This window comes from Pantoea cypripedii (genome assembly GCF_002095535.1).
Lineage (GTDB): Bacteria > Pseudomonadota > Gammaproteobacteria > Enterobacterales > Enterobacteriaceae > Pantoea > Pantoea cypripedii.
Genome location: NZ_MLJI01000003.1, coordinates 131,258 through 149,384, shown reverse-complemented (window position 1 = coordinate 149,384; position 18,127 = coordinate 131,258). Strand labels below are relative to the sequence as shown.

Sequence of the window (18,127 nt, the reverse complement as noted above, 5' to 3'; positions counted from 1 at the left end):
AATAAATGCAGCGGTTTGTTGCAACATCACAACGTTTGATTCGGTACGACCTGGTGATGGATGATCAGACTGGCTGGAAATTTAAATTTCCATTCAATATATATTTCAGGTCGGTACTACCCGGTCCGAAGGCAATCTTAACTGGTGTGCTCATGCTGGAACCTGAAACGGAAAAGCGACGATTATTTAATGAATTACTCATCTGAGGCAGCGCTACCCCCAGCGCGAAATCGGTGACCGTTAGATAGTATGATATTTGCGAAACATCAAAATAATAAATCGTATTTGGCGCACCTTGCATGGCTAAGGCTGGATATTGTTCAACATAAAGTGCGACCGCCATATTATTCGCATCCGAGACGGTGAAGCTGCTGTCAGTGATAATTTCCAGCTTATTATAAATACTATTTTTGTTATAAGGATTGCCGGAGGAAAATCCATACTGGTTATGCTGTACCGGAAGGACATTATATCCACCCACGGTGGAGGGAAAAACCGCCACAGGGGATTGCCCGGTAGTAAAAAGAACATTGGTATCCAGCGGCTGAGGTGTACTCCCCCAACCTAATCTAAAATCAGTTGGGTCCCAGCTGAAAGATACTCCCCCACCATTATTTGCTCCATTCACCATCCAGACCAGTGAGGACTCATTTCCTCCCGATGCATCGGCAAGGAATATCGCTATATATTGCGCTGCACCGCTGTTATTCATCACCTGCACAGAATAAGCCACGATTGGATATCCTTCTAAAATAAAACTCACCTGAAAAGCCAATCTGCCAAAAAGCAGCAGATTGGCTTTCTTAATCTTTAGCTGTGCAAAAACTCTTTACCACAAAAAAGGCGATATCAGGAAACAGGAACAAACTGCAAGGTTTCATTAAGTTCAAATTTCAACGACGTCACGCCATCAGCGAAGGAAAACTGCGTCGGACTGCTGACATAAGTTCCTGATACGGCAACACCTTGTTTGGAATCCGTGGTGCAGATCCAATAGGTTGGATGCGTATCAAACAGGAAATTGCCGTTGGGTTTACCCTGCATTGCAAAGGCCGGCAGAGAATTCATATATACGGCCAGGCTCATGGCTTTTGATTGTGCAACGGTAAATGTTGCATCGGTTGTCACCAGCATACTGCCGCTGGCCACGCTGGCATTGTTGAATGCCGGGGGCTGAGTCTGGAATTGCCCATTTGAATACGTCACACCCATGGCATTATTTCCACCCGAGGCAGTCGGATTCATATTTTGCATTGGCCCACCAGAACTCCATTGCACGCCAGGCGCTATAGGCTGTGCCGAAGTACCCCAGTTTAACGCCCAGTCAATGGTCCAGTTGTAGGTATTCGTATTGCCATCATTGATGGTTTGCAGCAGCCAGACTAATGGCAAGCCGGAAATGAGATTTGGATAAGTTTGGTAAATTGCAACATTCGCAGCACCGCCGCTGGAATTTAATACAGAGAGAGAATAGGAAGACATAAGTTGTTCCTTTCAGGATGAGTTAATAATGACATCTGTATTTAAAGCCAATTTACAACGATGTTCCGAAGCGGAACGAACTTATTATCATCGTATTTTTTTATTGTGCAAATACCCTTACCAGACTTGCGCAAGGGAATATTTAAATGATTAGCATGTGGTATTCAGATTTTTTCTGGAAATTTCAGCAAGGAAGGATTACGAATAATTTCTATTATTTCATAGGGCGAGCTATTTAAAACCCATATTGTGGATATATTTTTTAACAGAAAATAATGTAAAAAATCTTATGAATTTGAGTTAAGAGTAAAAATTTAATGTCATGATTTTTAAGCTAAAAAAATATTTTTACTTTTTCATATTGATTTCCATAGGCCCTGAATTATCATTTTTCATAATGATTCAAGCGATAAACTGGTAAGAGAATTCGATGTAATGCCCTTATGGAGAGAAAACGTATGCTGAGCCGATGTAGTTAAATCATACTGTTATGTTGCAGGCAGCAAAATGCTGACTTAAAAAACTGTCAATAAACTGATAGAACGCTGCCCATTATTTGGGCAGCGCAACATATCTATTACTTAATATAATTTTTCAAAAAATAGAAATATTAACCATGCAATGACAAGCCCTTGATGGCTTTATCAACCGCTTTCTTCGGACCACGTAGCGCGATGCCCACCAGATTCAGGTTATCGGCATCCTCCGCGAGGAAGACTTCGCGATTCGCCGCATCATGACCCGTGGAAAACATAGCGTGAACATAGGGGATGATGGTCAGTTCGCGCTCCAGTCCCTGACGATGGGCACGTTGCAGGCCCGGCAGATCCCCGGAAAATACCAACATCGGTTGTCCGGCCATATTGCCGTAATGATGTCCGCGAGCATCAATATAAGGTTCGCCCATCATTTCTGGCGCTGCCGAGGCAATGCCGGTGGCAAGAAAGGCCACTACATTCAGCCGCTGCCAGGTAGCCAAATCATCACGTACGATCAGGGCGATTTTAGTATCAAACATCTGCAACAACTCTCCGTTCGGGTCAAAACCCTATCATAAGCAAGAGAGTGGCAGGCGGTCTGGAACGTTTGTGCACTGACGCTGATAAGAAGCGGGTGTCATGCGATAAGCACGCTGGAACCAGCGGCCAAGGTGGCTCTGGTCAGAAAAACCCACCTGCGAGGCAACCTGGGCAGGTTCAATGCCCTGCGCCAGCAAATTACGTGCGCTACGCAGCCGTAAGCGCACCAGATAGGCATGGGGAGACTGTCCAAAGGCTTTTTTGAACTGACGCGTCAGGCGGAAACGATCGATGCCCGATAACCGCGACAGCTCCTCGAGGCCGATATCTTCCGCCATAAAATCATGCAGATAATCACGCAGCAACTGCATCGGTGCCAATGTCTCAGTTCGCTGCATCCCCGGACGGGGATCAAGATGACGTGACAACATGGTCAGCAGATGATCAAGGCTCTGGTCTCGCGCCAGCCGCCCTTCGCCATGATGCACCGCGTACCATGCCTGCTGAATCGCACTGGCGAGCAGCGCGTCGTCGTTAAGGGTCGAGCGAAAAGCCGCTTCGATGTTGGCGATATCACCCAGACCACGCCGCTGCATCATCTGTGCCACCCACGTTTGTGGCAGGTAAAGCATCACATAAGTGAAGCCTTCGGTATCCGGGGCATGACCATCATGCACCGCACCCGGTTCAATCAGAATCGACCGCCCCGGCGTGCTGGTATGCAGCGCACGGTGGCAATTAAAGCGCTGCAAACCCTGCTGCGTCACCCCCACCAGCAACTCATCATGATCGTGGGGATCGTAAGCATGCCCGCAAAAATGGGCATTGACGCTTTCGATGCCAGTTTCGTCATCGCGGCGAAAATCGACCCAGTCCTGGCTGCTGGCATTGGCGATTTTGGCTGGCATAACGGCTCCTGGCTGACGCAACAGAAAAGAAACAAACTATATCAGGCCAGATAACAGCCACCAACTATTGGCAGCCCGCTCCCAACTCACGTAGCCAGTGAATCATCGCTTCACTGCCTGGCTGGCTCAGGGTGCGCTGTGGCCAGGCCAGAAAATAAGGTTTGCTGAGGGGCAGGCAGAGTTCGTCAATTACCACCAGCTCGCCACGCGCCAGCTCCGGCGCGATCAGCCGCCGCTGCCCCAACAGCAATCCGGCTCCGGCCACTGCGGCATCAATCGCCAGTGAGGTCAGATTGAAACTGAATGCGGGTTGCGGCAGCGGTTCGTCCATGCCTTTGGCCTGAAACCAGCTGCGCCAGTCAGGCAGGAAACGCCCTTCGTTACCCCAGTCGAGATGGATTAAAGGCGCATGGCTGAAGATTTCTTCGGGTGCAAAGCGCTGTAATAACGCCGGGCTGGCGACCGGCAGCACCTCATCATGAAACAGCCACTGCTTATCAAGCTGCGGATAACGATCCTCGCCAAAGCAGATAACAAAATCGGCCGGCATGGCGGTGAAATCCACCTGGGCATGGGTGCCATGTAACGACAGATCGATATCCGGGCAATGGGCGCGCCAGCTCGCCAGCTGTGGCAACAGCCATTTCGACGCCAGCGCCGGTAGTGCATACACCGTTAACCTGGGGGCGCTGGCCGCATGGCGAATGTTTTGCTGACCGAGGTGCAAAATATCAAAGGCTTCGGTGACATAGCGCAGATATTCCTTCCCGGTTTCGGTCAGCATCACACCGGTTTGCGTGCGCAAAAACAGGGCGCTACCCAGTTGCTCTTCCAGCTGGCGAATTTGCTGGCTGACCGCAGCCGGAGTTAACGCCAGCTGGGCAGCCGCTTTTGCCAGGCTGCCCAGTTCAGCGGCCACTTTAAATGACTGGATAACACTGATTTTTGGCAAGCGCGGTGATTGGGCAGGCATTAAGTCTTCCTTATCAGGGTATTAAGTATTTATCGTTACACAGCTTTGCAGGTGACAGTTAGAGTAACATCACACCTGCTAATCATGAGAATTGTTGCTATGTCTGGCTCCCTTGTTCGTCTCGATCTGCATCCGCTGGCCGATCATGACTGGCGTCAACGCTGTCGTGAGCAATTAAACCAATCTGGCGCACTGGTACTGCGTCAATTTTTACAACCCGCAGCCTTACAGGCAATCATCGAAGAAGGCCATGCGCAACGCCATCTGGCGTATCACACCCTCAGCAAACATAATGTTTATCTGATGAAGCCTGATGAAGCGTTCAGTCCTGAACACCCGCGTAATCGTGATGTGATCAGTACCAAAGGTTGTATCACCGATGATGCCATCGCTGCCGAATCACCGCTGCGTCAGCTTTATAACGATGCCCTGTTCAAAAGTTTCCTGTGCGAGGTACTGGGTGAAGAAGCGCTCTACCCCTACGCTGACCCCCTTTCCTCCATTAACCTGCATTACGCGCCTCACGGCCAGGAGCTGGGCTGGCACTTCGACAACTCCTCTTTTGCCATCACCTTATTGGTACAAAAACCGCTGGCGGGCGGCGTGTTTCAGTACGTGACGGATCTGCGGGATGCCGACGCCGGTGAGATGAACTTTGCGGGTGTCGAGGCGGTGCTGGATGAACGCCAGCCGGTGGAAGCGCTGGCGATTGATGCCGGTGATTTGGTGCTGTTCCGTGGGCGTAACTCCCTGCACCGCGTGACCCCGACCGAAGGGGAAGTCACCCGGATGCTGGCGGTGCTGGCTTACAATACTCAGCCCGGCATTGCGTTATCAGAAACAGCGCGTATGACATTCTACGGCAGGCTGTGAAATCAGGGCGTGTCCGCCAGGGCACGCCAGCCGCGCAGAAAGATTTGCTGCGTGCGGAAAGCCACTAACGCACGCCAGTCCGCATCGCTGGGCCAGAATCCCTCCACCAGTTGTTGCTTGATCGCCTGGCCTGCCGCACTGGCGGGTTCGCCATAGAGATGCAACCAGTGATCTTCCCGTACCCGTTGATGCATTTCTTCCCCCGGGTATGTCCCGCATTCCACCACCAGCGGCAAAATCCGCGTGTCGGCGAGCGCAGTCAGCAGGTATTGCGACAGATACCCCGTCGCCGTGGCGGTGACGCCCGTTGCGCTGTCACGTCCGGCCCCGGTAAACAACAACGTCAGCCATTCACCGTAAATTGCCTTACCCCAGTCATGCGCGGCATAACGCTGCTGCGCAATCGACAACAGCATCGGATGCCCCCACGCCCCGGCACCGGTATGCAGGTCAAAGCTGATGATGATTTTCGCCGTCCGCAGATGCTGGTCGATGATCGCCGCCATGGTGTGATAGGACCAGGACGGCTGGTGACCACCAAAGAAAAAGCCTTCGTCAGCAGCGTACTGCCCTGCTTCCACCACGCGTTTTAGCGCCTGCCAGCCAACGTTCCCGAGCGCTTCAGCCAATTGCCGATCGGCGCTGTTACGGTCACCATGATAAATACCGTGCCAGTTTGCATAATCCGGGTTGGCAGGGACCGGCTGGCTGAAATCGATAAAATTACGGTTGAGGTCGATATTGTCTTCGTTGACGCGCCGCAGATGGGCCGCTCCCCAGGGATTGAGCAGATGAATCAGCAGCACTGCGGTGTCAGCAGGCAACGCCTTTTCATCCAGCATATCGAGCCAGGCAATCTGGCAATCCGAGCCATAGTAGCCTTCAACACCGTGAGTGCCGGAAACCACCAGCATCAGACGTGATGCGGCAACCGGCCCTAACCGCGCCACATCCGTATAAAGCTTTTCCCCCTGCGGGCCAGGCAGAGGATGTGGGTAAGACGTAATCACCGCACCTTTGCTCTCCGCAGTCGCCAGAAAGCGCGCACGCTGAACGCTGTATTGGGGTAATGACATATTATTCAGACTCCTGCCAATCATCACGCCGGGGTGATCAGGGATAAACCTTAAATTTAAAGTATTTTTTCGTCAGTTGATCATAGGTGCCGTTGTTATGCATCTCCGCCAGCGCCGCGTTAATCATCTTCAGGTTTTCCTCATCCCCTTTACGCAACGCGATACCCACACCATCGCCAAAAATCTTTTTATCGACCAGCGTGCCTTTAATGGCGTAGTCCTTGCCTTCCGGTTTGGTCAGGAAACCCTGTTCGGCTGAGACGGCATTGCTCAGGCTGCCATCAAGACGACCGGCCAGCAGATCAGGATAAACCTCCATCTGATTGGGATAAGAGACCACGTTGACCCCTTCCGGTGCCCATTTGGTTTTGGCGTAGGTTTCCTGGATGGTGCCCTGTGCTACGCCGATAGTTTTCCCGCGCAGGGAGGCAATGTCGGTCGTCAGCTTGCTGGCTGAGGGGGCCAGCAACGCACTTGGGGTGTTATAAAGCATATCGCTAAAAGCCACCTGCTGACGGCGCTTATCGGTCATCGACATGGCGGACAGGATGGCATCAAACTTCTTCGCCTGCAGGGCGGGAATGCTGCTGTCAAAACCCATTTCCACCCACTGGCATTTCACTTTTGCCTGGGCACAGATAGCGTTACCCAGATCGATATCAAAACCCTGCAACGAACCATCAGCCGCCTTGGATTCAAACGGCGGGAAAGTGGGATCGACACCAAAACGCAGGGTTTGCTGCGCCAGTGCTACCTGGGTAAAGGCAGTAAGCGAAAGCAGTAACGCGAGGGATAAGCTCTTTTTCATTTTTATCTCCGGAATGCAGGTGAGTTTAAGCACGACACTCAGATTAAATAACATGTGCCCTGCCTTCCCACCAGCGAATAAACAACATTCATCCAGAGTAAAATCTTATATTATTTAAAGGGTTAGAAAATTCTTCATACGGCGTTAATTTTTCCTTAATACCGCAGATTTCAGCCTATAGGGAATGCGCCAGAGATGTTTGTCGGTGAACGCATCAGCTGGATCACGGTTTTATCATTACCTCTTCAGTCATATTTCAGAATGCAGTTTTACTGTTTGGAGATAATACACTGGTTTATATCATCGACCACTGCTCAAGCCAGGTGGGCAAACACATCATCAATCCGGGAATATTATGTTTAATAATTCAGTTCATTCTCTTTCTCCGTTAACACCTTCGTCTTCGGCAGAAAATAACCCGTCTCCCGCCGTCCCTATGGAGATTAATAATGTCAATACACTTCCTGCCTCAATGGCTGTTAAGCCAAGTGAAGCTATGGAGGTAGAAAGTGTTCCCGTACAGGAGGACGTTACCCCTGAAACATTTATTGCTTTTATGAATAAGCGAAACACCACCACACCTACTCCGGCGACATTCCGTAATATTAAATTCCCGCTCTATAGTCATGACAGCACCAAAGCTTATAAAGGTCCAATCCATTTCAATGGTGATAAATTTATTGATGCACAATTCTCTTTCTTTAACATTACTGGCGAGAAACGCGTTGTATTTAATAACTGTAGATTTGAAACAGGGATTCGTAAACTTAACTGGCAGAAAGTTTATTTAAAAAACAGCAACTGGCAAGGAACCATAATAGACGGATTATTTAGAGGCTCGCGCTCAAGAATAACATCATGCGACTTTTCTGATGTAGAAATGCAAAATTGCACATTGAGAAACTTTAAAATTTACGACAGCGACACACGCCTGATTGCAGACGCAAACTTTCAGGATAGTATTATGGAAAATATGCAGTTTGAGGGTTTTCGAGGCCAGGGAGTGAGTTACTATAAATTCGAAGATACCAACTTCCGTAATATGAAAGCAGATAAACTTGCCTGGTACGTGGTCGATTGCGTTAAAAATGTTGATCTCACCAATGCGAAAATAACAAAATTCTCGCCGACTAGCGGAACGAAGTTAACTGGAGTGATATGGGGCGACCCTCAAAAACTCCAGATTACCATAGACCCTGCCATGTTTGATACGGACGATAAAATTGATACGCATTTAGATAGCATTAATAACCCTGAAACCGGTGCTCTGTTTCTTAATACGCTGGATTCCATCACCGATGATATCGTGAAGCAAGTCTTTGCTGAGCAGTTAATTGATATGATCAAAAATAAACCGATATTGTCAGAAGCCTTTGCCCATTCGATAACCTTGCGACAGTCCATTACCAGCCATTTAGCGCAATCCTGCTATGCGGCATCGCCTAAGATCCAGACATTTATCAGAGATGAATTTTTAAAAGAAGGTAATGATATGATCATCCCAGTGAATGTTCGGCCATTAATGTTTCGTTTGCTAAACTCACTGGAGGATAGTGAATTACTTAATCATCAATTTATGGTCAATCAATTAATCGCCGAATATCCATCCTTAAGGCAGAAGTTCTATCAACTCACACCGATAAAAGAATTCATTGCACACATTATAGAAGAAATCATGATGCCTGATGAAGATTCACTGTACTACATCTTTTATCACCCAGATAAGCGGAAAACAGCATTATATCTTCCCGCAGCAGACTATAAAGATTTATTAGAATCCAATCAGGCTCCACAACATTATTCATTCATGCAATTTCAGACTGTTGAGCAAAATATTGTTACCGACAAGGCAGCCACGGTTAAACGCCAAAGCCGCGTTCTGGCTGGATTTCCGGCTTTACATAGTCTGTGGACCCGTGCCGCCGGGCTTTTAACCCCGGTCATTCACTTCCTGTTTGAGCACAGCGACAAACTGGATCTAACGCAAACGGCGAAGGCAGCTGAGATCAAAAATCATCTCATTTTAATTCTTAAACGCCAGGCTGATAAAACTGTAAGATTAACTGACGAGAAAGATGCGTGTTTGTTAAGTGAGATCCTGGCACCTTTTTATATTGATGGGGATGAGGCCGGGAAGTTGCGCTGGCAACTGATCGATCTGATTCAACAACAATTAGGAATGAGCAGAAAGAAATTCTCTGATCGCGAACAAAAGATTATTGCGCTTATGATCATCATTAGGATGCTACCTGATATCTTCTCTACGCATTATTATTCAATAGAAAATATGTCACCCTATGCACCTCGACAGCTGGCGAAAAAACTGATTGATGATCTTGTCGCCTATGCCCCTGAGATCGTTGATACCATTGAGGCAACTCTGTGGCGGAATCGACTGGTGACGAGCAACAACAATGAGTTTACCTGTTCTGCTGCCCTGGCAACCCGAATGGGTAACTATCACATACCCGGCGAGCGCGGTCAGAAGATGAATCAAGCCATTAAGCTTTATTACCCCCTTAATTAATTCATCTTTCGATGATAAACAAATCTTATAGGGTATAATATTATGTCCGATATTTCAGTTAATGCCTTAACCTCGCCCACAACAACGGCAGCAGAAGATCTTCAGACGGGCGCATTACCCCCCCTGGCGATAAAGAATAGTACGGCTACCCTCGCCTCAAATACACCGTTAGCACTCAATGATCCGGACGCTGACAACATAATTGCGCTGGAAGATATCACGGGAGAAACCTTTATTGATTATATGCACGATATCCGACCCTATGATCAACGCCCCAGAACCTTTCGCGGGGTTAGTTTTGGCCGTGGACTTGACTATAAACCGGGCGACTTTAAAGAACCGTTGCCATTTAATAAAGACACCTTTTACGATTTAAACTTCAGGGGGTACTACACTAACCACGGCATAGAAATGAGGAACTGCCTAATCACAACAGAAGAAGATAATTTAATCTGGTTTGCGTCTAATTTTAGAGATTCCTGCTGGCAGGGCAGCACCATTGACGGTTTGTATCAAGGACAGAAAAGCACCATTACCGACTGTTCGTTATCACAGGTGGATATGTCTGGTTGCATACTAAAAAACCTCCATATTGTAGACAAAGCCCAATGTCTAATGCAACAGACTAATTTTTCCAACTGTGTATTTGAAGACCTGACTTTCTACAGCAATAGAACACAACAGTATAAATTCATGAACGTTAGCTTCAGAGACCTTCAGGCAGGGAAATTTTCTCTGAATAATGTCAATTGTCTGGAAAACGTTGACCTTACTCATGCAAAGATTGACAAACTCTCGCTGCTGGAAGGGACGACATTAACCGGCGTGAAATTAAGCGATGATGCACCTGATCTCATCAAACTCGATCCCGATATGTTTAACAACATCACCGTGATAGACCGACACCTGGACAGTATCAATAACCCTGTTACTGGTGCATTGTTTTTCAAAACGCTCGCATCGATTAACAATAATGCGGTCCGCTGCGCTTTTGCGGAACAACTGATCGCGATGCTCGATGGAGAGGGTGTATTAGCCGAAGCATATAGAAACATCACAACGTTAAAACTATCATTCATGAAAGAACTGTCTAATAGTTGTTATTCTGGCTCGGAAATCATCAAAGATTTTTTCGATCGTGCACTACTGAATCACAGTAAAAATGCATTGCTTTCGGACACCCCACATGCCGATCTCTCTGAGCTACTGCTGAAATTGCAGGAAGAAGAACTGCTTGATTATCAGTTCCCGATTAACCAACTTATTAAGGCTGACAGCGAGTTAAGGGATACGTTTTATCGCCAGACACCGATTAAAGATTTTGTCAGTTATATAGAAGAGCAAATTATGATGGAAGATGCCGATGCGCCACATCAGATTTTCTATAACCCGGATAATAAGATCGCCCTCTATCTTCCGGCACAGGATTTCCGGGGCTTGCTCCGCGACAGCCAGACACCGGAGCGCTACGCATTGTTGCACTACAAGGCAGAGCCGGGTAAGGAAGAAATCGTTACGGATATCCCCGCCGGTTTTAAGTTTCTTGGCAGCGTACTGGAGGTTTTCCCGATGCTGCACTCCCTCTGGAGCCGCTCCGGCGGCATTTTCACACCGGTGATCCGTTTTCTGTTTTCACATGCTCCCGACCTTGAAAGCGAACAAAAAAACAAGGCCGCAAAGATTGAAAAGCATATGATCGCCCTGCTGATGCGCAAGGTTGATGCATCAAGCAAACTGATAGAACCGGGTGATGAGTCGCTATTATGCGAGATACTGGAACCTTTTTATCGCACTCAGACTGATGAGGACCGTGATAACGCCAAAGCGCTGCGCTGGAAGATGATTGAAATAGCTCAGCATCGGCTGGCACTGGGTAGCAAAACATTCTCGGATGCTGAGCAAAAAATTATCGCCGGGATGATCATCATACGCATGCTGGCTGACCTGTTTTCCACCCGCTTTTATGCTGAGGAGGAAGATTCAGCCAATGCGCCACGCCAGCTTGCCAAGCTATTGATTAATGACCTTCAGGCGTTCCGGCCCGGTATGATTAATCCTGATGACGCGGAAGAATGGAAAGAACGTCTCATACCGAAATCAGTCGTTAAGACTTATACCTGTTCCTCCATCGTCGCGGCCATGGTCGCCAGCTACCAATTTCCTGGCGAACAGGGTGCAGAGATGAATAAGGCCATCAAACTCCATTACCCGCTAACTTAATCACTGTTCACAATTTATTTTCTTATGGCAGGTGATGATTTTCACCGGCCATACACCCAAAGCTAATCAGGAAAATTTATCATGTCCGATCTTTCAATAAATACCTTAATTCCACCCGTAGTCACTTCAGATGAAAACCCTCAGCCAGGAGCTCTTTCTCGCCCTGCAATCAACAACACCCTGGCAGCACCCTCGTCAAATACCCCATCAGCAATAAATACCCTGAGTGATGTAAAAATTACAGAAGCGGAAGAGATTACCGGGGAAACCTTTATCGATTATATGCATAATATTCGACCACATGATCAGCGCCCCAGAACCTTTCGCGGATTAAATTTTAGCGATAAACTCGACTGTAAACCGGGTGCCTTTAACGAACCGCTGATCTTTAATAGTGATACTTTTTACGATTTAAACTTTCGGGGATACTCAACTCGCTATCCCATAGAAATGAAGAACGCTGTAATCACAGCAGAAACAGATAATTTAATATGGCATTCTTCAGATTTTAAGAACTCCTGCTGGAAGAACACATCAATTAATGGTTCCGTCAGGGGACGTCAAGGTAGCATGAATGATTGTGTGTTATCACAGACCGATATGTCCGGTTGCAAACTAAAAAATCTTCGTATTGTAAACAATACTTCACCCCAGATAGAACAGGCTAATTTTTCAAATTGTGAATTTGATAACATCATATTTTCCAGTGGTCTGAAGGACCAGTATCAATTTAAAAACGTGAGTTTCAACGGTGTTCAGGCAGGGAAGTTCGTTCTTGATAATGTTAATTGTCTGGAGAATGTTGATTTTACCAATGCAAAAATCGATAAATTCTCCCCGATGAACGGCACTCAATTATCTGTCGCGATGTTTAGCGATAATGCACCTGAGTTAATAAAACTCGACCCTGACATGTTCAGAAACTACACCGAGATAGACCGACACCTGGACAGGATCAATAATAATCGAACCGGTGCGTTATTTTTCAAAACCCTCGCCTCCATTAATAATAATGCTGTCCGCTGCGCCTTTGCTGAACAACTGGTTGCGATGCTTGAGAGTGACACTTATTTATCGGGAGTGTATAACGAGATCCCTTCACTTCAGATATCAATATTAGGGGAGTTGACGAGTTCATGCTACGCAAATTCAACAGTCATCAGAAACTTTATCAGTCGTGAGCTATTAAAAAACAGCAAAGACGCTCTCCTTTCGGATATGGTGGATAGCGATCTCCCTGAGTTATTTATGGCTTTACCTGAGCAGGAATTACTCGATTATCAATTCCCCATCAACCAATTAATCGCTGAACATCCGGAGTTGCGCGCTAAATTTTATCAACAGACACCGATTAAAGATTTTGTCAGTTATATCGAAAAAGTAATGATGATGGAAGATGCCGATGCCCCGCATCAGATTTTCTATAATCCGAAGAATAAGACCGCCCTCTATCTCCCGGCAAAAGATTTCAGTGAGCTGCTCCACGCCAGTGAGACCCCCGAAGGCTATGCCTTATTGCAGTACCAGGCAGAGCCGGGTAAGGAAAGTAAAGTTACGGATATCCCTGCGGCATTAACGAACCTCAGTAGCGTACTGGAAGTGTTCCCGATGCTGCACTCCCTCTGGAGCCGGTCCGGCGGCATTTTCACACCGGTGATCCGTTTTCTGTTTTCCCATGTTGCCGGCCTTGATAGCCTGCAAAAAAAACGGGCCGCAGAGATTGAAAAGCATATGGTCTCCCTGCTGATGCGCAGGGTTGATGCATCAACCAAACTCATAGAACCGGCTGATGAGTCATTGATGTGCGACTTACTGGAACCTTTTTATCGCACGCAGACTGATGAGGACCGTGATAACGCCAAAGCGCTGCGCTGGAAACTGATTGAAGTGGGCCAGCATCGGTTGGCGCTGAGTCTCAAAGATTTCTCTGATGCTGAGCAAAAAATTATCGCCGGGATGATCATCATACGCATGCTGGCTGACCTGTTTTCCACCCGTTTTTATGCTGAGGAAGAAGATTCAGCCAATGCGCCACGCCAGCTTGCCAAACTTTTGATTGATGACCTTCAGGCGTTCCGGCCCGGTATGATTAATCCAGCTGATGCGGAAGAATGGAAAGAACGTCTGATACCGAAATCAGTCGATAAGACTTATCCCTGTTCCGCCATCGTCGCGGCTATGGTCGCCAGCTACCAATTCCCTGGCGAACGCGGTGCGGAACTGAATAAAGCCATCAAACACCATTACCCGCTGAAGTAATAAACGTTTAATACGGATGCCGTAACGGCATCCGCGTTTACCTCTTAAATAAAGGTAAAAATCTCTTCACGCGGCAAACGTGATTTCGGCAACGCCGCGTTGAAATCTTCTTCGCTGCGATAGCCGAGCGAAACCAGTACCACGCTGGTCAGCCCTTTTTCACGCAGGCCCAGCGCCTGATCGAGCGAGCGTTGGTCAAAACCTTCCATCGGCGTGGCATCAATACCCAGCATCGCGGCACCCAGCAGCAGGCCACCCAATGCCAGGTATACCTGTTTTTCCATCCATTGCGGAACATCGCGCTGTTCGTAACGGTGAATATCGACATAGCCGCGGCGGCTCTTATCCTGACCGGCTTTCCCTTCCGGTTTCAGAAAACGACCGTCTTTCTCTTCCTGCGCCAGGACGTTTTGCAGATGAGCTTCGTCGAGGTCGGTACGCATACACAGCGCGATAACGTGCGAGGCATTGAGCACTTTAGGGCCGTTGTAAACAAAGGGCCCCTGCGTTGATTGCGCGATCAGCTCACGGCCAGCGGCGGTAGACGCCACCACAAAGTGCCACGGTTGCGAGTTCACTGATGAAGGGCTATTGCGCAGCACATTCAGCAGAGTTTCGATTTCGGCATCCGGCAGGCTTTTACCGGAAGCAAAGGCTTTCACCGTGTGGCGACGGACCACAGCATCATTCAGCGTCATTTTTTTCTCCAGAACAGTAACGGGTAATATGACAATACGATATCCGCCTCGCTAACCCATGGGTTAACGATTTGTGTTTCAATACGTTAAAAGCCGCTCAGCACGATTTTGCCCCGCGCGCGACCGCTTTCGATCAAGGCATGAGCTTTACGCAGATTGGCCGCATTGATGGTGCCATGGTGTTCACCAGCGGTGGTTTGCAGGGTGCCATCATCAATCAGCGCGCTCACCTGTTGCAGGATGTCATGCTGACGTTGCATATCTGCGGTGTGGAACAGCGAACGGGTAAACATCAGCTCCCAGTGCAACGAAATCGCCTTTCGCTTCAACGGCACCGCATCCAGCGTTTCGGGATCATCGATCAGCGCCAGTTTGCCCTGCGGGGCCAGCACATCAATCAGTTGCGGATAATAGCTGTCGGTATGCGTCAGGCTGGCGACATAACGCACGTTACTGATGCCCAGCGCCGTCAGTTGTTCACCCAGCGGGCGCTGATGGTCGATCACATGATCAGCCCCCAGCGAACGCACCCACTCCGCCGTTTCCGCACGGGATGCCGTGCCAATCACTGTCAGATTGGTGAGTTTGCTGGCAAGCTGGGTCAGCATCGAACCGACACCACCACCTGCGCCAATAATCAGCAGTGCGGAATTGTCATCGGCTTTGATTTCAAGGCGGTCAAACAGCAATTCCCAGGCGGTTAACGCGGTGAGGGGCAGCGCGGCAGCATCCGCGTCGTTCAATGATTGCGGCTGATGTGCGGCGATACGCTCATCCACCAGCCCATACTCGGCATAGCTGCCAGGACGGGTGATATCACCGGCGTAATAAACCTTATCCCCTGGCTGAAACAGCGTTACCGCCTCGCCCACTGCTTCCACTACGCCCACTGCATCCCAACCCAGAATGCGCGGTGTATCGGTGGGCGCACCAGCACGAACCTTGGTGTCTACCGGGTTAACGGCGATGGCATTGATTTTGACCAGCAGATCGCGCGCGCCTGGTTGCGGTTTGGCAACATCGAGATCGTACAGGGCATTTTCATCAGAAATCGGTAAACCATTCTGGCTGTAAACAATGGCTTTCATTGGGCAATCCTTATATCTCAAGGGTTTTAGTGAATGACGCTTAGCCTACGCTGCCCCAGGCTTGCGAAAAACGTCACTTGCAGGGGAACACTTTCACTCTTAGAGTGAAAATCCGCTGTCGCTGGGGAAATGAAATGATTCGACTGGAAGATGTGACGTTATTTGTGCGCTCCGCTGCGCTTGGCAGCTTTTCTCGTGCCGCGCGCGAGGCAGACCTGCTGCCAGGCCAGGTCAGTGCTGCGATTCAGCGTCTGGAACGTGAGCTGGATAAACGCTTGTTTGCCCGATCCACCCGCAGCCTGCGTCTCACCGCTGAAGGGGAAAAATACCTGCCCTATGCCCAGGAAATGCTGGCACTGATGCAGGCTGGTGCCGACAGCCTGCAAAGCCATGAAGATGCGTTATCCGGCGAACTAAAAATCGCCCTGCCTTCCGATATCGGACGCAATATCGTGCTGCCGTTGATTACCGAATTTTGCCGTCAGCACCCGGCTTTGTCGGTGCGTCTCTCACTGTCTGATCAAATCAGCGATGTATTTCGTGACCCGGTGGATATTGCCATTCGTTACGGCAAACTGGATGACAGCAGTTATGTCGCTCTGCCGCTGGCCGAAGATAATCGTCGGGTGCTGGTGGCGTCTCCGAGCTGGCTCGATCAGCATGGCCGCCCGGAGACGCTGGAGGAGATCGCGCGGCATGATTGTCTGCTGTTTGTCATGAACGGCCATGTCTATGATAAATGGACCTTTCCTCAGGAAGGGATGCGCCGCCAGATTACGGTTAAAAGCCGCCTGCTATGTGACGACGCGGATGTCGCCCGACGCTGGGCGGTGGCCGGGATGGGTATCGCTTATAAATCCTGGCTTGATGTGTGTGATGACGTCAGGGAGGGACGGCTGGAAGTGGTGCTGCCACACTTACCTGGCGAAAGCACCCCGCTGCATCTTATCTGCCCGCATCGCAAACAGTTTTCTCCGGCCATTCGGGCATTGCATCAACTGCTGCGCACCCATCTGCGGGCGCTGACTGCGCAGCTGTCAGCATAATTATCGCGCGCCTGTTTTGCGTAACGCAGTAGAATTATTTACTATTAATTAGAAATTTTTGAGTTTGGCAGTGGGTGTAGTGCTGCCATACATACGACAACCGACGGAGAATGGATGCATGGCACGTAATATTGCCCCCGGCTATTGTATTGTTGAGCGACCCGGTTCACTTGATTATCAGGCCAGAGAACTGTTCAGAGATACCCGCACTCCAGCAGCTCAGATGTTCATGAAAATGAATGCTGACACACCCTGGCTGAAGCCTGGACAGATATTGATTGTCGCCGATCCTGATACGCCAGCACCAATGACTATGCAGGCACTGTCAGCACTCAGGCAAGCTAAGACAAAAACAAACCTTGCCCTGAATGGAGTTAGCACAGAAGAGGCTAGTTTCTTGCAGAAGTATTACGGAATTATCGCGGGCCTGACAAATGCCGGAGACAAGGTTTTCGGTACTGTAGGAGATGCAGGCGAAAAATACTATTCCTCTATAGAACAGACCCTGAAGAAAATCGAGAGCAGCTATAAAAATCAATTCCGCACACAAGGCACCCTTATAAGTCAGCAATTTTTTGTGGAGCGTAATCAGCTATTGAACCAACTGAAAGAACTGGTAAATAAACCCCTTCTCAAGTCTCTAAACCGTTATGCCCTTAAACTTCAGCCTTACGAAGATATGCGCAGAGCACTAAACCTTTCAAGCCGCTCGATCGTTCATGAGTGGTCAACTGTTGGTATCGGTGGAATACCGGGATACTCGACTTTTGTTGGTAATGCTGCCAAAGCAGCACGTTTCCTGAAATACGGTGGATTCATTGGGATTGGCTTTTCTTTTGCTAACACAACAAATGAGGTGGTCAATAGCTGCACTACAGGCCGTGAGAATGAATGCGAAAGAGTGGCATTCAAAAAATACACTTCGTTTACTGCTTCAACAGCCGGTGGCGTTGGTGGTGGTGTCCTGGGTTCTATTGTTGGTATAGGAATATGTACCGGAATCGGTATTGCAACAGCCGGTGTCGGTGGTGTCGCCTGTGCTGCAGTTGGTTCTGTTGCAGGAGGTTTGGCTGGAGGTTCCGCCGCTGACTTATTTATGGATTCAATATACAAATACCTGGACATCTAACAGCAAATGAAAATTTTTGTA

Annotated in this window: 15 protein-coding genes; 6 read left to right on the top strand and 9 right to left on the bottom strand. The window is 48.7% G+C overall.

The genetic code is table 11. From position 1 onward, the window contains the following. Window positions 1-64 precede the first annotated feature (64 nt). The 5 genes from HA50_RS28740 to HA50_RS28720 form a co-directional block, all read right to left on the bottom strand. Window positions 65-733, bottom strand: a complete 669-nt coding sequence (locus HA50_RS28740; protein WP_084880677.1) for a hypothetical protein — start codon at window positions 731-733, stop codon at window positions 65-67. Window positions 734-849: 116 nt separating this feature from the next. Further along, window positions 850-1,482, bottom strand: a complete 633-nt coding sequence (locus HA50_RS28735) for a hypothetical protein (protein ID WP_084880675.1) — start codon at window positions 1,480-1,482, stop codon at window positions 850-852. 610 nt (window positions 1,483-2,092) lie between these two features. Next, a complete protein-coding gene (locus tag HA50_RS28730) occupies window positions 2,093-2,500 on the bottom strand; it encodes a DUF2000 family protein (RefSeq protein ID WP_084880672.1) in 408 nt (135 codons plus the stop codon). 33 nt (window positions 2,501-2,533) lie between these two features. Beyond that, window positions 2,534-3,409: an AraC family transcriptional regulator gene (locus HA50_RS28725; protein WP_084880669.1), complete on the bottom strand. Its 876-nt coding sequence runs from the start codon at window positions 3,407-3,409 to the stop codon at window positions 2,534-2,536. Between the two features lie 64 nt (window positions 3,410-3,473). Further along, the gene (locus HA50_RS28720; RefSeq protein ID WP_084880666.1) at window positions 3,474-4,382 is read right to left on the bottom strand and encodes a LysR substrate-binding domain-containing protein; all 909 of its coding nucleotides are present in this window, start codon (window positions 4,380-4,382) and stop codon (window positions 3,474-3,476) included. 99 nt (window positions 4,383-4,481) lie between these two features. On the opposite strand from HA50_RS28720, the gene HA50_RS28715 reads away from it, so the two are divergent. Next, the gene (locus HA50_RS28715) at window positions 4,482-5,255 is read left to right on the top strand and encodes a HalD/BesD family halogenase (protein WP_084880663.1); all 774 of its coding nucleotides are present in this window, start codon (window positions 4,482-4,484) and stop codon (window positions 5,253-5,255) included. Window positions 5,256-5,257: 2 nt separating this feature from the next. Here HA50_RS28715 and HA50_RS28710 read toward each other — a convergent pair whose 3' ends face one another. Together HA50_RS28710 and HA50_RS28705 are read right to left on the bottom strand one after the other, a co-directional pair. Then, entirely contained in the window at window positions 5,258-6,331 is a 1,074-nt protein-coding gene (locus HA50_RS28710) for a DUF2817 domain-containing protein (RefSeq protein WP_084880660.1), read from the bottom strand. A gap of 37 nt (window positions 6,332-6,368) precedes the next feature. Beyond that, the gene (locus HA50_RS28705) at window positions 6,369-7,139 is read right to left on the bottom strand and encodes an ABC transporter substrate-binding protein (protein ID WP_084881212.1); all 771 of its coding nucleotides are present in this window, start codon (window positions 7,137-7,139) and stop codon (window positions 6,369-6,371) included. Between the two features lie 355 nt (window positions 7,140-7,494). Between HA50_RS28705 and HA50_RS28700 the strand changes: the two genes are divergently transcribed. From HA50_RS28700 to HA50_RS31330, 3 genes are all read left to right on the top strand, one after another. Beyond that, on the top strand, window positions 7,495-9,666 hold the full coding sequence (locus tag HA50_RS28700) for a hypothetical protein (RefSeq protein WP_139811091.1): 2,172 nt from the start codon (window positions 7,495-7,497) through the stop codon (window positions 9,664-9,666). A 42-nt stretch (window positions 9,667-9,708) separates the two neighbouring features. After that, window positions 9,709-11,886 carry a pentapeptide repeat-containing protein gene (locus HA50_RS28695; RefSeq protein ID WP_084880655.1) on the top strand — a complete coding sequence of 726 codons (2,178 nt, stop codon included), beginning with the start codon at window positions 9,709-9,711 and terminating at the stop codon, window positions 11,884-11,886. An 81-nt stretch (window positions 11,887-11,967) separates the two neighbouring features. Beyond that, window positions 11,968-14,145 carry a hypothetical protein gene (locus tag HA50_RS31330; protein ID WP_139811090.1) on the top strand — a complete coding sequence of 726 codons (2,178 nt, stop codon included), beginning with the start codon at window positions 11,968-11,970 and terminating at the stop codon, window positions 14,143-14,145. A 44-nt stretch (window positions 14,146-14,189) separates the two neighbouring features. Here HA50_RS31330 and nfsB read toward each other — a convergent pair whose 3' ends face one another. Both nfsB and HA50_RS28675 read right to left on the bottom strand, forming a co-directional pair. Further along, window positions 14,190-14,843 (bottom strand): oxygen-insensitive NAD(P)H nitroreductase, encoded by a 654-nt coding sequence (gene nfsB, locus HA50_RS28680; protein WP_084880647.1) that lies wholly within the window; start codon window positions 14,841-14,843, stop codon window positions 14,190-14,192. Window positions 14,844-14,929: 86 nt separating this feature from the next. Beyond that, a complete protein-coding gene (locus tag HA50_RS28675; protein ID WP_084880644.1) occupies window positions 14,930-15,931 on the bottom strand; it encodes a zinc-binding alcohol dehydrogenase family protein in 1,002 nt (333 codons plus the stop codon). A 134-nt stretch (window positions 15,932-16,065) separates the two neighbouring features. Here HA50_RS28675 and HA50_RS28670 point away from each other — a divergent pair, with 134 nt between their 5' ends. Together HA50_RS28670 and HA50_RS28665 are read left to right on the top strand one after the other, a co-directional pair. Then, window positions 16,066-16,977: a LysR family transcriptional regulator gene (locus HA50_RS28670; RefSeq protein ID WP_084880641.1), complete on the top strand. Its 912-nt coding sequence runs from the start codon at window positions 16,066-16,068 to the stop codon at window positions 16,975-16,977. Between the two features lie 118 nt (window positions 16,978-17,095). Then, window positions 17,096-18,106 carry a hypothetical protein gene (locus tag HA50_RS28665; protein ID WP_084880638.1) on the top strand — a complete coding sequence of 337 codons (1,011 nt, stop codon included), beginning with the start codon at window positions 17,096-17,098 and terminating at the stop codon, window positions 18,104-18,106. The last annotated feature ends 21 nt before the right edge of the window (window positions 18,107-18,127 follow it).

Bases quoted from the DNA above. Each gene is read 5' to 3' on its own strand.
- HA50_RS28735 (WP_084880675.1), bottom strand. From the start codon at position 1,482: ATGTCTTCCTATTCTCTCTCTGTATTAAATTCCAGCGGCGGTGCTGCG.
- HA50_RS28730 (WP_084880672.1), bottom strand. From the start codon at position 2,500: ATGTTTGATACTAAAATCGCCCTGATCGTACGTGATGATTTGGCTACC.
- HA50_RS28725 (WP_084880669.1), bottom strand. From the start codon at position 3,409: ATGCCAGCCAAAATCGCCAATGCCAGCAGCCAGGACTGGGTCGATTTT.
- HA50_RS28720 (WP_084880666.1), bottom strand. From the start codon at position 4,382: ATGCCTGCCCAATCACCGCGCTTGCCAAAAATCAGTGTTATCCAGTCA.
- HA50_RS28715 (WP_084880663.1), top strand. From the start codon at position 4,482: ATGTCTGGCTCCCTTGTTCGTCTCGATCTGCATCCGCTGGCCGATCAT.
- HA50_RS28710 (WP_084880660.1), bottom strand. From the start codon at position 6,331: ATGTCATTACCCCAATACAGCGTTCAGCGTGCGCGCTTTCTGGCGACT.
- HA50_RS28705 (WP_084881212.1), bottom strand. From the start codon at position 7,139: ATGAAAAAGAGCTTATCCCTCGCGTTACTGCTTTCGCTTACTGCCTTT.
- HA50_RS28700 (WP_139811091.1), top strand. From the start codon at position 7,495: ATGTTTAATAATTCAGTTCATTCTCTTTCTCCGTTAACACCTTCGTCT.
- HA50_RS28695 (WP_084880655.1), top strand. From the start codon at position 9,709: ATGTCCGATATTTCAGTTAATGCCTTAACCTCGCCCACAACAACGGCA.
- HA50_RS31330 (WP_139811090.1), top strand. From the start codon at position 11,968: ATGTCCGATCTTTCAATAAATACCTTAATTCCACCCGTAGTCACTTCA.
- nfsB (WP_084880647.1), bottom strand. From the start codon at position 14,843: ATGACGCTGAATGATGCTGTGGTCCGTCGCCACACGGTGAAAGCCTTT.
- HA50_RS28675 (WP_084880644.1), bottom strand. From the start codon at position 15,931: ATGAAAGCCATTGTTTACAGCCAGAATGGTTTACCGATTTCTGATGAA.
- HA50_RS28670 (WP_084880641.1), top strand. From the start codon at position 16,066: ATGATTCGACTGGAAGATGTGACGTTATTTGTGCGCTCCGCTGCGCTT.
- HA50_RS28665 (WP_084880638.1), top strand. From the start codon at position 17,096: ATGGCACGTAATATTGCCCCCGGCTATTGTATTGTTGAGCGACCCGGT.